Source organism: Vibrio sp. 10N.261.55.A10 (genome assembly GCF_041470825.1).
Classification (GTDB): domain Bacteria; phylum Pseudomonadota; class Gammaproteobacteria; order Enterobacterales; family Vibrionaceae; genus Vibrio; species Vibrio crassostreae_C.
On the sequence record NZ_JBFRNC010000021.1, the window covers coordinates 13,432 to 28,429 of the forward strand.

Consider the following 14,998-nt stretch of genomic DNA (forward strand, 5'->3'; position numbering starts at 1 on the left):
GAGAATAAGTCCTATTTAGTTTGATAGCCGCATTCTACTGCGTTCTCTTGATAATGGAAGTCTCAATTTAATTGGAAGTTAATATGAAAATAGAACATTACCAACGCTTAACCAAACAAGCCGTTGCATTAATTGAATCAGAAACCGATCTAACTGCTAATCTTGCTAATATCAGTTCATTATTATTCATGGAATTGGATGACTTGAATTGGGCGGGTTTCTATTTAATGAAGCAGGATTTAGCTAAGGAAAAAGACGAACTTGTACTGGGCCCTTTCCAAGGTCAACCTGCTTGTGTGCGAATTCCGGTCGGGCGTGGTGTGTGTGGAACTGCGGTTGCGACGAATACAGTTCAGCGCATTCATGATGTTCATGAGTTCGAAGGTCACATCGCTTGTGACGCTGCAAGTAACTCAGAAATCGTTATTCCGTTCTCGATTGGCGGAAAAATCGCGGGTGTTCTTGATATTGATAGCCCAAATGTTGGTCGTTTTTCTCAAATTGACGAGGACGGATTAACATTTTTCATGGCAGAAGTGGAAAAGCTGCTTAATTCGCACGCGAACAAGGCATAAATTATTCTCTTACTGTGGTTTTTCCCAAGCATCTCTCTATAATACGTAAAAATATTTTCTTAATGCTCGCGGAAAACCGCAAAAACCAGGAACCCACATGGAAAACACTGAAAAGTTAAAAAACAGCAAAGAAGTTATCGCATATATTGCTGAATGTTTCCCTAAATGCTTTACTCTAGAAGGTGAAGCGAAGCCACTTAAAATTGGTATTTTTCAAGATCTTGCTGAACGTCTAAATGAAGACGAAAAAGTAAGTAAGACTCAGCTTCGTGCAGCGTTAAGACAGTACACATCATCATGGCGTTACCTGCACGGCGTAAAAGCTGGCGCAGAACGTGTTGACTTAGACGGCAACGCGTGTGGCACTCTAGAAGAAGAGCACGTTGAACACGCTAAAGCTACACTTGCAGAAAGCAAAGCGAAAGTTCAGGCTCGTCGTAAAGAACAAGCACAAAAAGCTCGTGAAGAAGGCAAAGCGAAACCTAAGGCGAAGAAAGCTCAACAGCCTCGTCGTCAAGCGCCTAAAGCACCAAAAGTAGAAAAGCCTGTAGAAACACGCGCTTTGAACGCTGACGAATTCATCGCTGGCAAAGAAGTAAATGTGAACATGGGTAAAGGAAACATGGCTGCGACCATTGTTGAAATCAATAAGGAAGATGTGCGTGTTCAGTTAGCAAACGGCCTACAAATGGTTGTTAAAGCGGAGCACTTGCGCGCTTAAAGGAGATACTCCTACGCATGAAATGCCGTTCAAAATTGACACTGATTGCTGCTAGCTTTTGGCTAGCAGCTTCAGCTCAGGCTCTTGAAGCCAAATTAGATCAGGACGATTTACCTCTACTCGCTCCTGAGGTCCAACACGAAACTGCTAGTAAACGTGTTACTTCTCGATTTACTCGTTCTCACTATAAACACTTCAATCTCAACGATGATTTCTCTCAAGCTATCTTTAATCGTTACTTAGAGATGCTGGATTATAATCGTAATATCTTCACTCAAGCTGATATTGACTCTTTCGCTGCGTCATCTACACAAATTGATGATCAACTGAAAGCAGGCAATAACCAGATTGCATTCGATGTTTATAATTTGTCTATGCAGAAGCGTTTTGAACGTTTTCAATATGCATTGTCTTTGCTAGATACAGAGATTAAGTTTGATACCGATGAAAGTATTGAGCTCAATCGTAGTGAAGCGGAATGGCCAAAAGATATCGCTGAAGTGAATGAGCTTTGGAGAAAACGCGTTAAATATGATGCGTTGAATCTAAAACTTACTGGTAAAGAGTGGCCAGAGATTCAAGAAGTTTTGGAAAAGCGTTACAACAATGCGATGAAGCGTATTACGCAATCGCATAATGAAGATGCTTTCCAGATCTACATGAACGCATTTGCGCGTGAAGTTGATCCTCACACAAGTTACCTTTCTCCAAGAAATGCAGAACAATTCCAATCTGAGATGAACCTATCTCTAGAAGGTATTGGTGCTGTGCTTCAGATGACAGACGACTACACCGTTATTCGCTCTTTAGTTGCTGGTGGCCCTGCGTCAAACAGCAAACAATTGAGTGATGGAGACCGCATTGTTGGTGTTGGTCAAGATGGCGAAGAAATTGTTGATGTTATCGGCTGGCGTTTAGACGATGTAGTACAACTTATTAAAGGCCCTAAAGGGACCAAAGTTAAGCTACAGATCTTGCCAGATGGTAAAGATGCAAAAAGTCACGTTGTCACAATTGTTCGCGATAAGATTCGTTTAGAAGACCGCGCTGTTAAATCAGAAGTGATCGAGAAAGACGGCAAGAAAATTGGTGTATTAGAAGTACCAAGTTTCTACGTTGGCCTTTCTAAAGATACCGATAAACTGATCACCGAGCTTAAAGAGCAAGGTGTTGAAGGTATTATTGTTGACCTCCGAAACAACGGTGGTGGTGCACTGACTGAAGCAACTGAACTCTCTGGTTTGTTTATCAAAGAAGGACCTGTTGTTCAGGTTCGTGATAGCTACGGTCGTGTCAAAGTGAACAGCGATACTGATGGTCAAATCAGTTACCAAGGCCCGTTAACGGTATTGGTGAATCGCTACAGTGCTTCAGCGTCTGAAATCTTTGCAGCAGCGATGCAAGATTATGGCCGTGCAATTATCTTGGGTGAAAACTCTTTCGGTAAAGGTACGGTGCAACAGCATCGCTCTTTGAATCATATTTATGATTTGTTCGATAAAGAGTTAGGCTACGTTCAATACACAATCCAAAAATTCTACCGAATCAATGGTGGTAGTACGCAAAACAAGGGTGTAGTACCTGATATTGCTTACCCAACGCCAATTGATCCTGCAGATACTGGTGAAAGTGTTGAAGACAACGCTCTTCCTTGGGACAGCATCGACAAAGCGAAGTACTCAGTGTTACAGCGTAACGATGAGCAGATCGCAGCGTTGACGGCTAAACACGAAGCTCGTATCGCAACAGACATGGAATTTGGCTTTATCGCGCAAGATATTGAAAAATATAAGGCAGATAAAGACGACAATGACCTTTCTCTTAATGAAAAGGTTCGTCAACAAGAGAGTGATGATGCGGATGCGCTTCGTCTAGAGCGTATTAACCAACGTCAAAAAGCCGCTAAGTTAGAGGCATTTAAAACGTTGGATGATATTCCAAAAGACTACGAAGCCCCGGATGCTTATCTTGATGAATCAGTTGCTATCATGCTGGATATGATCAAGAAATAAACAAAATACCTGTTATAAGGTGATTGTTTAAAGACGTACTATTTGAAAAGCGAGCTTAGGCTCGCTTTTTTTGTACCTGTGTTCTTGCCTCGAATAATGTCATGTTAACGGCATGCTTCCTCGCTTTTTAACTTGCTGCAGAACCACTGTTATTTGATTTTCGGCTGTGAAGTACACTGTAAAAATAACTAAACTTAAGTATTATTTTTCGAGTGATAATGACATTTAAGTTACTTCGCACTTAAAATTTAGTGACTTAGATCATATTTTTTCGCTTTCTATTCATTACGTGCCTAAGCTTAAAGAAAACGAGGGGACGCTTATGAAATGGATTCTACTATTTTTATCTTGTTTAAGTTTTGTGGCTTTTGGGAGCGAGGTCGCTTCGAGTAACCAACAATCAAAAAGTGATAGTAATCTATCTCATTTTGACCTTCCTTTGCTGCTTGGTGATTGGTATTTGATGAATCCTGATCCTGAGCAAGGCACTGAAAACTTTAGAGCGATCAAGCTCACTCTTGATTCAAACTACTCATTCACTATCGATATCCAAAAGAAAGACTACAGTGTCGATCATTGGGAAGGTTTGTATAACGCCAATGAAGACACGATTATTTTGGGTTTGAATACCTCAGAACCTCAGGTTTACGCGTACAGCAGTAATCACAACATGCTGAATCTTAACGGTGTTATGTTCACTAAGGCCTTGCCAAATGCATTGGCGGGAATCTGGTCAAGTGCCCAACTGTCTGGAAGCGATCTACGTGCGAGTAACATTCAAAAAATGGATTTAGTCCTTCAGCCGGACTTTATATTCATGTTCCGAGTATCAGATGAAGAAGGTGGTGAAGTCATTCGTCGCGGGGTGTATTACACAGAAGGCGATCAACTAGTGTTACTTTATGAGAACGGTGAACACGGCACTCGATATACACTGAACAGCGATGTGTTAACGCTGCAAGGTGAAGAGGGAGATATGTTTGCGGTACTCAATCGCATTCGATAATCGTGAGTTTTAGCAGTAACGGCGTACTCGTTGATAATATTGTGCACAGTTCATTTCTTAGGCGTTCCTGTCTGATTTGATTGATAAAATAGCAAAACATGGAGGCATTTTCTTACAATGCCTCCTTTTTTTAATATTCCCCTTGTTTTATTGGCGCTCAACCTTTAGATATATACAGTTAAAAAATAATTACGTATAACGATCAAAAGGAACCCGTCATGGCACATACACCTCAAGCCAAGTATCGTAAAGATTATCAATCACCATCTCACACGATTTCTGAAATCGATCTTACTTTCGATTTGTACGACTCAGCATCCATTGTTACGGCTGTTTCTAGTGTTAAGCAGGAGAAAGACAGCACGACATTAGTACTTGATGGTGAAGGCTTGAAGTTGGTTTCTGTTTTGGTTGAAGGCAACGAATGGACTCAGTACGAGCAGTCTGAAACTCAACTTACGCTGAATGACCTTCCAAAAGAATTTACTCTAACCATCGTTACCGAAGTTAACCCTGAAGGGAACAGTGCACTTGAAGGCTTGTACAAGTCGGGTGGCGCGTTCTGTACTCAATGTGAAGCTGAAGGTTTCCGCCGTATCACTTACTACATGGATCGCCCAGATGTGTTGGCGAAATTCACTACAACGGTAATTGCAGACAAAGCAGAGAACCCATTCTTATTAAGTAATGGTAACCGTGTAGATGAAGGTGAAGGTGAAAACGGTCGTCATTGGGTGAAGTGGCAAGACCCACATCCAAAACCAGCGTACTTGTTTGCTTTAGTAGCGGGTGACTTTGATGTACTTCGTGACGCATACACTACACAATCGGGTCGTAAAGTTGACCTAGAAATCTTTGTTGATAAAGGCAATCTAGACCGTGCGAGCCACGCGATGGTTTCTTTGATTAACTCAATGAAGTGGGACGAAGAACGTTTCAATCTTGAATACGACTTAGACATCTACATGATCGTAGCCGTTGATTTCTTCAACATGGGTGCGATGGAAAACAAAGGCTTGAACGTATTCAATTCGAAGTTCGTTCTAGCAAACGACCAAACTGCAACGGATACAGATTACCTAGGTATTGAAGCAGTAATCGGCCATGAATATTTCCACAACTGGACAGGTAACCGAGTGACGTGTCGCGATTGGTTCCAGTTAAGTCTGAAAGAAGGCTTAACGGTATTCCGTGACCAAGAATTCTCATCTGATCTTGGTTCTCGCGCAGTAAACCGTATTAACAATGTACGTATCATTCGCGGTCCACAATTTGCAGAAGATGCTAGCCCAATGTCTCATCCAATTCGTCCAGAAAAAGTGATAGAAATGAATAACTTCTATACTTTGACCGTGTACGAAAAGGGCAGTGAAGTGATCCGTATGATCCACACATTGTTGGGCGAAGATGGTTTCCAAAAAGGCATGAAGCTGTACTTCGAACGTCACGATGGTACGGCTGCAACATGTGAAGACTTCGTCGCGGCAATGGAAGATGCGTCGGGCATCGACCTATCTCAGTTCCGTTTATGGTACAGCCAATCTGGTACGCCGACGCTGTCTGTTGAAAGTAAGTACGACGCAGAGAAGAAACAGTACACGTTAACAACTCGCCAAGTAACAGCGCCAACTCATGAGCAAACGGAAAAGCAGGCTCTGCATATTCCTCTTGATATCGAGCTGTACACAGCTGCGGGTGAAGTTGTTGAGTTACAATGTAACGGTAAGCCAGTTCATAATGTATTAGATGTGAAAGAAGCAGAGCAAACGTTCGTGTTTGAAAACGTTTCTGAGCAACCGATCCCATCATTACTTCGTGAATTTTCTGCGCCAGTGAAATTGGAATATGACTACTCAGATGAAGAACTGATCTTCTTGATGGTGAATGCTCGCAATGAATTCTCTCGTTGGGATGCGGGTCAAATGCTATTAGCGAAGTACATCCGCAGTAACGTGGAGAAAGTTCAGCAGGGTCAAGCGTTTGAGCTTTCTGATTCTGTTGTTGATGCATTCCGTGGCGTACTGCTGAGTGATTCACTAGAGCCTGCGTTTATTGCAGAAATGCTTTCTCTACCAAGCCACAATGAAGTATCGGGTTGGTACGAGCGCGTTGATATTGATGCGGTCGCATCGGTTCTTAACTCAATGAAAGTCACACTAGCTGCAGAACTTGAAGACGAGTTAGCGGCGGTTTATCACAGCCACGCACTAACAGAATACACGGTCGATCACGATTCGATTGGTAAGCGTACTCTACGTAAAGTTTGCTTAAGTTACTTAGCTCATACTGGGCAGGGTAATGACTTGGTTGTTGCGATGTATCAACAAGCGAATAACATGACAGATACGATGGCAGCAATGGGCGCGGCAAACAGTGCACAACTACCATGTCGTGAAACCTTGATGGTGGATTACAGTGACAAGTGGAAACACGATGGTCTTGTTATGGATAAGTGGTTTGCATTGCAAGGTACAAACCCAAGTTCAAACGCACTTGAAGTGATCAAAGCGTCGATGTCGCACCAGGCGTTCAGTTTGAAGAACCCGAACCGTACCCGTAACTTGGTCGGTTCATTCTTAAACATGAACCCGGTTCAATTCCACGACAAGTCTGGTCAAGGCTATGCATTTGCAGGCGAGATCTTACGTGAACTGAACAGCAGCAACCCGCAAGTGGCTTCACGTCTGATTGACCCGCTACTTAAGTTCCGTAAGTACGATGATGAACGCCAAGCTCTGATCAAAAAAGAACTAGAGACGTTAAAGAACATGGACAACCTAGCAAAAGACTTGTTTGAGAAAGTGACGAAAGCACTAGAGGCTTAAGTCAGCGCGCATTCAGGTAACTGTTTGCTATAATGAAAGGTCATCAGTGGTAGAGAATATCTGCCACTGATTTTTTGTTTCTGGTTCATCGAATTTTCGATAAGCTAGAGCAGCTTCAAGTTCAGTTTCACCGTCAGACATCTAAAAGTGCCAAAAAACACTGGCACTGTATATTTATACAGGTATCGTATGAATCGCTATATTTTCCAACTTAACATCTCATATCAGCAGTTTTTGGCCAGCTATTCTGGCGCCGCAAGTAAAGTTCAAGTGATAACAACAACAGGTTTACGCTTACAGTTACCTGCAACTCGGTTCAGACCATTTCTTACACAAATAGGGGTTAGAGGGCAGTTTAGGCTGACAACTGACCAAAAAAATAAGTTTATTAAGTTAGAAGCTCTGTAAACCTTGGCGTGCCTAGTGAGTTAAAAGGAATCTTAATCACATAATCAAACATTTCAGCTCTTACCACCTCCAAAACAATTAACTATTTTTCAATAATGCTTTTACAATAAATGAATGCATTACCTTTGCTTAACTCGTTAGTAGAAAAGCGCTCAACGGCACGTTTCAAACACCAGATTAAGTGATCCCCCTAATAATAAAATATAATTCTAATTGTGGAGTGTGACTATGACCGCACGTGAAACTGTGGTTCCAGTTTTACTTGAAAAAGTTTACAAGCTGATTCAAGACAAACTTGACCTTGCTCATCGACCTCTCGTAACTCAACTTGCTCAACACTTGTTTAGTAACGTTTCTCACGACGATCTAACTCAGAGAAACGAATCCGATTTATATGGTGCTGTAGTTAGCTTATGGCATCACATCAATGAAAAGAAAGCCGACGAAATCTCTGTACGCGTATTCAACCCGACGGTAAGTCGTCAAGGTTGGCAGTCTACTCATACTATCGTTGAGATAGTCGTTCCAGACAGTCCATTCCTTGTTGATTCCGTAAAAATGGCATTGACTCGCCTAGACCTTTCTTCTCACCTTATGCTTCATAACCCAACACAAATCTCTCGCTCAGATAAGGGCAGTGTTGTCGGTGTAAGCAATAACGAAGGTGCATTCCAATCGCTTTTCCATATTGAGGTTGACCGTCTTAGCAGTAAAGCTGAAATGACAGCTCTTAAAACGGAGCTACTGGATATCTTTACCGATACTAGCTTAGTTGTGAACGATTGGTTGAAGATGGTAGAACGACTTGAAGAAGTAACCAATCAAGTAGAAAAGCAGAAAGAGAGCATTCCTGTAGATGGCCAACGTTTTGATGAAACGTTGGCGTTTCTTCGTTGGTTAGGTGAACACAACTTTACATTCATGGGTTATAAGGAATATGACCTAGTTTCAGTTAACGGCGACACTGAACTGCAACCGACCAAGGAGCAAGGTCTTGGTTTGTTTGCGAACTCAGATCGTGTACGTAACGTTAAGCTATCTGAGTTTTCTGATTCGGCACGTCTTGAAGCGAAAAAGCCTTATGTGCTTATCGTAACCAAGGGCAACACGGCTTCACGCATTCACCGCCCAGCTTACAACGATTACATTGGTATTAAGAAGTTCGATAAGAACGGTAAGGTCATTGGTGAGCACCGCTTTACTGGTCTTTACACATCTGCCGTTTATAACCAAACCGTTGAAACGATTCCTCTTGTTCGCGAGAAAGTAGAACGTATTTTGGATGCGAGTGGTTACCGTGAAGGTTCATACTCTTACAAAGCGCTGCACAACATTCTTGAAAACTACCCACGTGATGAACTGCTGCAAGCTCGAGAAGAAGAGCTACTAGAAGTCGGTACGGGCGTAGTACAAATGCAAGATCGCGATCTCCTGCGTTTGTTTGTTCGCAAAGACCCGTTTGGTCGTTTCTTTAGCTGCATGGTTTACGTAACAAAAGATCGTTACAACACTGAGCTTCGTCGCCAAACACAGCGCATCTTGAAACAGTACTTTGGTTGTGAAGAAGAGGTTGAATTTACAACGTACTTCTCTGAAAGCCCGCTAGCAAGAACGCACTATATTGTTCGTGTTGATAACAACAACATGGATGTGGACGTGAAAACAATTGAGCAAAATTTAATGGAAGTATCGTCTACGTGGGATGACCGTCTGTCTGAATCTATCATTGCAAACTTCGGTGAAAGCAAAGGTCTTCCATTGTCGAAAGAGTACATGCGTGCATTCCCACGTTCGTACAAAGAAGACATGATGCCAGGTTCTGCTGTTGCCGACATTGAACGTTTAGAAGCGCTAAGTGAAGACAACAAACTGGGTATGCTTTTCTACCGTCCTCAAGAAGAAGCGGCAGATTCAAAAGCCGTTCGTTTGAAGTTGTTCTATCACAGCGATGAGCCAATTCACCTTTCTGATGTTATGCCAATGCTTGAAAACTTTGGCCTACGCGTTATCGGTGAATCTCCATATGAAGTGCGTAAAACCAACGGTGTGACCTATTGGATCCTTGATTTCTCTATGCTGCACAAGAGCGATAAGACCATTGATCTTCGTGAAGCTCGCGATCTTTTCCAACAAGCCTTTGCGGCAATCTGGGCGGGTGAGTTAGACAGCGATGGTTTCAACCGCTTAGTACTTGGCGCTGGTCTTTCTGGCCGTGAAATCTCAATCTTACGTGCTTATGCTCGTTACATGCGTCAAGTTGGTTTCCCATTCAGCCAACAATACATTGAAGACACATTGTCTCATTACCCAGAATTAGCGAAAGGGCTAGTGAGCCTATTCGGCAAGCGTTTTGACCCGAAACTGAAGGGCAGCGTAAAAGGCCAACAAGATCTTATTAAGAAGATCACTGAACAGTTGGATCATGTAGAAAGCTTGGATGATGATCGTATCATTCGTCGCTACATGGAAATGATCACTGCAACGCTTCGTACTAACTACTACCAAGTAGACGAGAATAAGCAGTCTAAACCTTGGTTGGCTCTGAAAATGAGACCAAGCGAGATTCCAGATATCCCTGCGCCGGTTCCTGCGTTTGAGATCTTCGTTTACGCACCAGACATTGAAGGTGTGCATTTACGTGGCGGTAAAGTAGCACGCGGTGGTTTACGTTGGTCAGACCGTCAAGAGGACTTCCGTACTGAGATTCTAGGCCTAGTTAAAGCGCAACAAGTTAAGAACACGGTTATCGTACCGGTTGGTGCTAAAGGTGGTTTCGTTTGTAAGCGTCAACACATGATGTCTGGCCGAGACGAGATCTTTGCTGAAGGTCAACGTTGTTACAAGCGCTTCATCCGTGCATTGCTAGACGTTTCAGACAACATCATTGAAGGTGAGGTTATCCCACCTAAGAGCGTTGTTCGTCACGATGAAGATGACCCATACTTGGTTGTTGCAGCCGATAAAGGCACCGCGACATTCTCAGATCTAGCGAACTCAGTAGCTGAAGAGTACAACTTCTGGCTAGGTGATGCGTTTGCATCGGGTGGCTCTAACGGTTACGACCACAAAGCCATGGGTATCACGGCGAAAGGTGGCTGGGAATCGGTTAAACGTCACTTCCGCGAAATGGGTATTAACTGTCAAAGCACAGACTTCACTGCCATTGGTGTGGGTGATATGGCGGGTGACGTATTTGGTAACGGTATGCTGCTATCTAAGCACATTCGCTTGCAAGCTGCGTTTAACCACATGCACATCTTCATTGACCCGAATCCAGAATCAGCATCAAGCTGGGTAGAGCGTGACCGTCTGTTTAATCTGCCTCGTTCAAGTTGGGAAGATTACAATAAAGACCTGATTTCTCAAGGTGGTGGCATCTTCTCTCGCCGAGCGAAGTCTATCTCTTTGACACCTGAAATTCAGAAAATGCTGGGTACCAAGAAAGCATCAATGGCACCAAACGACTTGATCAAAGCGATCTTGTCTATGAAAGTTGATCTACTTTGGAACGGCGGTATTGGTACTTACGTTAAGTCTTCTAGTGAGACTCATACCGATGTGGGTGACCGTGCAAATGACGTGCTACGTATCGATGGCCGTGACCTGAAAGCTAAGGTTGTTGGTGAAGGCGGTAACTTGGGTATGACTCAATTGGGTCGTATTGAATACGCTCTAACGGGCGGTCGAGTTAATACTGACTTTGTCGATAACGTTGGTGGTGTAGATTGCTCGGATAACGAAGTTAACATTAAGATCTTCTTGAATGGCTTGGTGTCTAATGGTGATCTTACCGTTAAGCAACGTAACCAAGTTCTTGAATCTATGGAAGATGAAGTAGGTGAAATCGTACTAGACGACGCTTACTGCCAAGCTGAGTCTATCTCTGTTACTGAGCATCAAGGTGTAGGCTTAGTGAAAGAGCAAATCCGCTTTATCCACACAATGGAAAAAGCCGGGTACTTAGACCGTGGTTTGGAATACATCCCAGATGACGAAACGCTGCTAGAACGTGAGAAGCAGGGCCAAGCACTAACAAGACCAGAGCTATCAGTATTGATCGCTTACGGTAAAATGGTTCTAAAAGAAGATCTTGTGAGTGATGACATTGCGAATGATGAGTTCCATGCTCAACAACTGATGCAATACTTCCCAACAGAGTTACGCCGTAACTACTCTCAGCACATGGATAACCATCCACTTCGTGCAGAGATCATTGCGACTGCGCTTGCTAACCAAATGGTTAACGAGATGGGCTGTAACTTCGTGACTCGCTTGCAAGAAGAGACGGGCGCGAACATTGTTGATATTGCGAATGCTTACGCGGCATCACGTGAAATCTACGGCCTGGGTAAGGTATTGAAGAGCATCCGTGAACTGGACAACATCTCAAGTTCTGAAGCTCAATACGAATTGCTTTACCATGTACGTCGTACGCTTCGTCGTCTAGCACGCTGGTTGCTAAGAAACCGTACCGGTAAACAGTCAGTGAATGCATTGATTGAGCTTTACCAAGGTGATGTCGTCGCAATTACTGAGAAGCTGGATGAAAACCTAGTGGCTTCAGAAGTAGAAGAGCATCAAGCAATGGCTCAAGTATGGATTGACCAAGGTGTAAACGCTGAGCTGGCTAATTCAGTGGCTCGTTTGTCTAGCCTGTACTCAGCACTGGATATATCTACAGTGGCTCGTGAAACAGGTAAAACAGTACAGCAAGCGTCTAAGCTTTACTTCAACCTAGGCGACCGTTTGTCACTGCACTGGTTCTTGAAGCAAATCAATGGCCAAGCTATAGACAACAACTGGCAAGCACTGGCGCGTGCAGCATTCAGAGAAGATCTGGATTGGCAGCAACGCCAGTTAACTGGTCAAGTACTTAACTGTGGTTGTGCTTCAGATATCGATGTGATTAAAGCGCTTGATGACTGGATGGAAAGTAACTCTGTTTCTCTACATCGTTGGGAAAGCATCCTAAACGAATTCAAAGTAGGTTCTGTTCATGAGTTTGCTAAGTTCTCAGTAGCACTGCGTGAATTGATGCTGTTGAATCTAAACTGCATGTCAAAAGACTAGTTACTAGATAAGACGAAAAAGTATAAGGGCAGGCCAAAAGGTCTGCCTTTTTCGTTTCGGTAAAGTGGAAACAATAGGCCTAACGACTTTTGAAGAACAAACTTCGACGCAAACGTTGTTTGTTGTTAAGTGACCTGATGGCTGTACTAAGGTTGAGATTAGAAATGGCTTAATAACTTGAAGAAACGATAACGTTTGCTTAATAATGAACCTCATTCGTTAGCAAACTTGATTATCTTACCCTTACAGACAGTAATAGATTGAATAGTTGGGTAAATAAGTAAATAATAGCGCCCCGTTTACACGGGGCTTTTTTCTATCGGAGGCACAATGCTTTACCGTCTAGCCAGAACTGGCTTTTTCCAACTTGATGCCGAAAAGGCACATGATCTTGCAATTCAAAATTTCAAGCGCTTCACAGGCACACCTATTGATCTTTTGTATCGCCAACAATTACCTCACCGACCTGTAGAGTGCATGGGTCTTACTTTTAAAAACCCAGTTGGCCTTGCTGCTGGCCTAGATAAAAACGGCGAATGTATTGATGCATTTGGCGCAATGGGTTTTGGTTTCGTAGAAGTAGGAACAGTGACTCCGCGTCCGCAAGCGGGTAACGACAAACCTCGTTTATTCCGTCTTGTTGAAGCTGAAGGTATCATCAACCGCATGGGTTTTAACAACCTAGGCGTCGACAACCTTGTTGAGAATGTTAAGAAGTCGAACTACGATGGCATCTTAGGCATTAACATTGGTAAGAATAAAGACACACCAATTGAAAAGGGCGCTGAAGATTACTTGATCTGTATGGAGAAGGTATATCAATACGCTGGTTACATTGCTGTGAACATCTCTTCACCAAACACTCCAGGACTTCGTTCTCTACAATACGGCGAAGCTCTAGACGATCTATTGTCTGAACTTAAAACGAAACAATCTGAACTGGAAGAGAAGCATGGTAAATATGTTCCTCTTGCTCTTAAGATTGCTCCGGATCTAAGCGACGACGAAATTCGCCAAATTTGTGAATCATTGATCAAAAATAAGATCGATGGTGTGATCGCAACAAACACAACATTGGATCGTTCAATCGTTGAAGGTATGAAACATTGTGATGAAGCGGGTGGCCTAAGTGGACGTCCTGTTCAATCTCGTAGTACTGAAGTAGTTCGTAAACTTCACGAAGAGCTGGGTGACAAACTGCCGATCATTGGAGTAGGTGGTGTTGACTCGTATGTTGCTGCAAAAGAGAAAATGATGGCGGGCGCGAAGCTTGTACAGGTTTACTCTGGTTTCATCTACAAAGGCCCAGGCCTAGTTGGCGACATCGTTAAAAATCTATAAGCTGAAAATTGCTTTTATTTTTGAAAAGCGACAATCTGGCATCGTCTTACTAAAAGAGACACTGTAACTCACTGAGTTGTAGAGAAAAGCGATAAGAAAGAGGAATTCATTTCCTCTTTTTTTTTGCCTATTGCTCAGTAAAATTACTGTAATTGAAGGTAATTTTGCGTTTTACCTAATGGAATGGTTCAACAGTGTGAGACGAAATGATGCTTAAACCTAGCGATACATGGAGTTGGTATTACGATGAGCAGCAATGTTCATTAATGCTAAACCTCGGAGAGGATATGATTTTCAAAACGAATCTGGTCCGAAATAAGCTGGTGGACTGCGCGTTTAGAGATAATGAATTCACCGTTGATGACGCATCTTCATACCAAACCTTCAAAGAACAAATTTCTGGCTTAGAACTGTCTGAGCCTCGCCAAGCTGAACTCGCGCTTTATTGCGTGGCAGCAAAGCGCTTCCACAAGCCTGTACAGCCTAAGAGTTGGTTCTTCGACTCACAGGGCGTTGGCCACGAATACCCTCAAGAAGGGGATATCGTACAAATGAATAACGAGCATAGCTTAGGGTATTTCATTGTATTAGAAGTGGGAGAGTGTGCGAGCCTATGTGCATTTGTCGATCTAGAAGAGTTTCTGCTTACACCTTCAAAAGGGTTACGCTTTGGCGACTCGATTAAGGTCATGCACGATAGAATGATAGACGCGAACGCTATTCTTCATCAAACGCACATTGCGATGGTCGGTTAGCCTTCAATCTAGTCCATCATTTCTCAAACACATCGCAACGCATCAACCTGTCAAATCTTCCCCAAAATCGGCTCATTAGCCGATTTTTTTTGTGCCTAAAAAACCTCATCCTGATAAATACATCACTGCTTAACCATTTAAATAGTGAACTTACGACTATTTTTTCGCCTTAATTTCTGCCTGTTTTTATCTCCAGAAGTGTAATTTACCCATCTTTATTCCCTGTTTATGTCCTTTTGTAGCTAACTTCCACACTAAATTCACTCTTGGTATATACCAATTTTA

Annotated in this window: 9 protein-coding genes; all 9 read left to right on the top strand. The window is 42.9% G+C overall.

Annotation, left to right across the window (positions count from 1 at the left end):
• Positions 1-83: 83 nt before the first annotated feature.
• The 9 genes from AB4274_RS05740 (at position 84) to AB4274_RS05780 (ending at position 14,713) form a co-directional block, all read left to right on the top strand.
• Positions 84-575, top strand: a complete 492-nt coding sequence (locus AB4274_RS05740) for a GAF domain-containing protein (protein WP_017059689.1) — start codon at positions 84-86, stop codon at positions 573-575.
• Positions 576-672: 97 nt separating this feature from the next.
• A complete protein-coding gene (gene proQ / locus AB4274_RS05745) occupies positions 673-1,296 on the top strand; it encodes an RNA chaperone ProQ (RefSeq protein ID WP_017057223.1) in 624 nt (207 codons plus the stop codon).
• Between the two features lie 17 nt (positions 1,297-1,313).
• Entirely contained in the window at positions 1,314-3,308 is a 1,995-nt protein-coding gene (gene prc / locus AB4274_RS05750) for a carboxy terminal-processing peptidase (RefSeq protein ID WP_017066965.1), read from the top strand.
• A 322-nt stretch (positions 3,309-3,630) separates the two neighbouring features.
• Positions 3,631-4,314: a hypothetical protein gene (locus AB4274_RS05755; protein ID WP_017068918.1), complete on the top strand. Its 684-nt coding sequence runs from the start codon at positions 3,631-3,633 to the stop codon at positions 4,312-4,314.
• A 218-nt stretch (positions 4,315-4,532) separates the two neighbouring features.
• Positions 4,533-7,139 (top strand): aminopeptidase N, encoded by a 2,607-nt coding sequence (pepN, locus tag AB4274_RS05760; RefSeq protein ID WP_372111303.1) that lies wholly within the window; start codon positions 4,533-4,535, stop codon positions 7,137-7,139.
• Between the two features lie 189 nt (positions 7,140-7,328).
• Positions 7,329-7,547: a DUF2835 domain-containing protein gene (locus tag AB4274_RS05765; RefSeq protein WP_004733645.1), complete on the top strand. Its 219-nt coding sequence runs from the start codon at positions 7,329-7,331 to the stop codon at positions 7,545-7,547.
• A 228-nt stretch (positions 7,548-7,775) separates the two neighbouring features.
• Complete coding sequence (locus AB4274_RS05770) at positions 7,776-12,617, top strand: NAD-glutamate dehydrogenase (RefSeq protein ID WP_017063846.1); 4,842 nt, start codon at positions 7,776-7,778, stop codon at positions 12,615-12,617.
• 330 nt (positions 12,618-12,947) lie between these two features.
• Positions 12,948-13,958, top strand: a complete 1,011-nt coding sequence (gene pyrD / locus AB4274_RS05775) for a quinone-dependent dihydroorotate dehydrogenase (RefSeq protein ID WP_017063847.1) — start codon at positions 12,948-12,950, stop codon at positions 13,956-13,958.
• A 206-nt stretch (positions 13,959-14,164) separates the two neighbouring features.
• Positions 14,165-14,713, top strand: a complete 549-nt coding sequence (locus AB4274_RS05780; protein WP_145575834.1) for a cell division protein ZapC — start codon at positions 14,165-14,167, stop codon at positions 14,711-14,713.
• Positions 14,714-14,998 lie beyond the last annotated feature (285 nt).

Excerpts from the sequence above, each read along its gene's own strand:
- AB4274_RS05740 (WP_017059689.1), top strand. The coding sequence starts at position 84 with ATGAAAATAGAACATTACCAACGCTTAACCAAACAAGCCGTTGCATTA.
- proQ (WP_017057223.1), top strand. The coding sequence starts at position 673 with ATGGAAAACACTGAAAAGTTAAAAAACAGCAAAGAAGTTATCGCATAT.
- prc (WP_017066965.1), top strand. The coding sequence starts at position 1,314 with ATGAAATGCCGTTCAAAATTGACACTGATTGCTGCTAGCTTTTGGCTA.
- AB4274_RS05755 (WP_017068918.1), top strand. The coding sequence starts at position 3,631 with ATGAAATGGATTCTACTATTTTTATCTTGTTTAAGTTTTGTGGCTTTT.
- pepN (WP_372111303.1), top strand. The coding sequence starts at position 4,533 with ATGGCACATACACCTCAAGCCAAGTATCGTAAAGATTATCAATCACCA.
- AB4274_RS05765 (WP_004733645.1), top strand. The coding sequence starts at position 7,329 with ATGAATCGCTATATTTTCCAACTTAACATCTCATATCAGCAGTTTTTG.
- AB4274_RS05770 (WP_017063846.1), top strand. The coding sequence starts at position 7,776 with ATGACCGCACGTGAAACTGTGGTTCCAGTTTTACTTGAAAAAGTTTAC.
- pyrD (WP_017063847.1), top strand. The coding sequence starts at position 12,948 with ATGCTTTACCGTCTAGCCAGAACTGGCTTTTTCCAACTTGATGCCGAA.
- AB4274_RS05780 (WP_145575834.1), top strand. The coding sequence starts at position 14,165 with ATGATGCTTAAACCTAGCGATACATGGAGTTGGTATTACGATGAGCAG.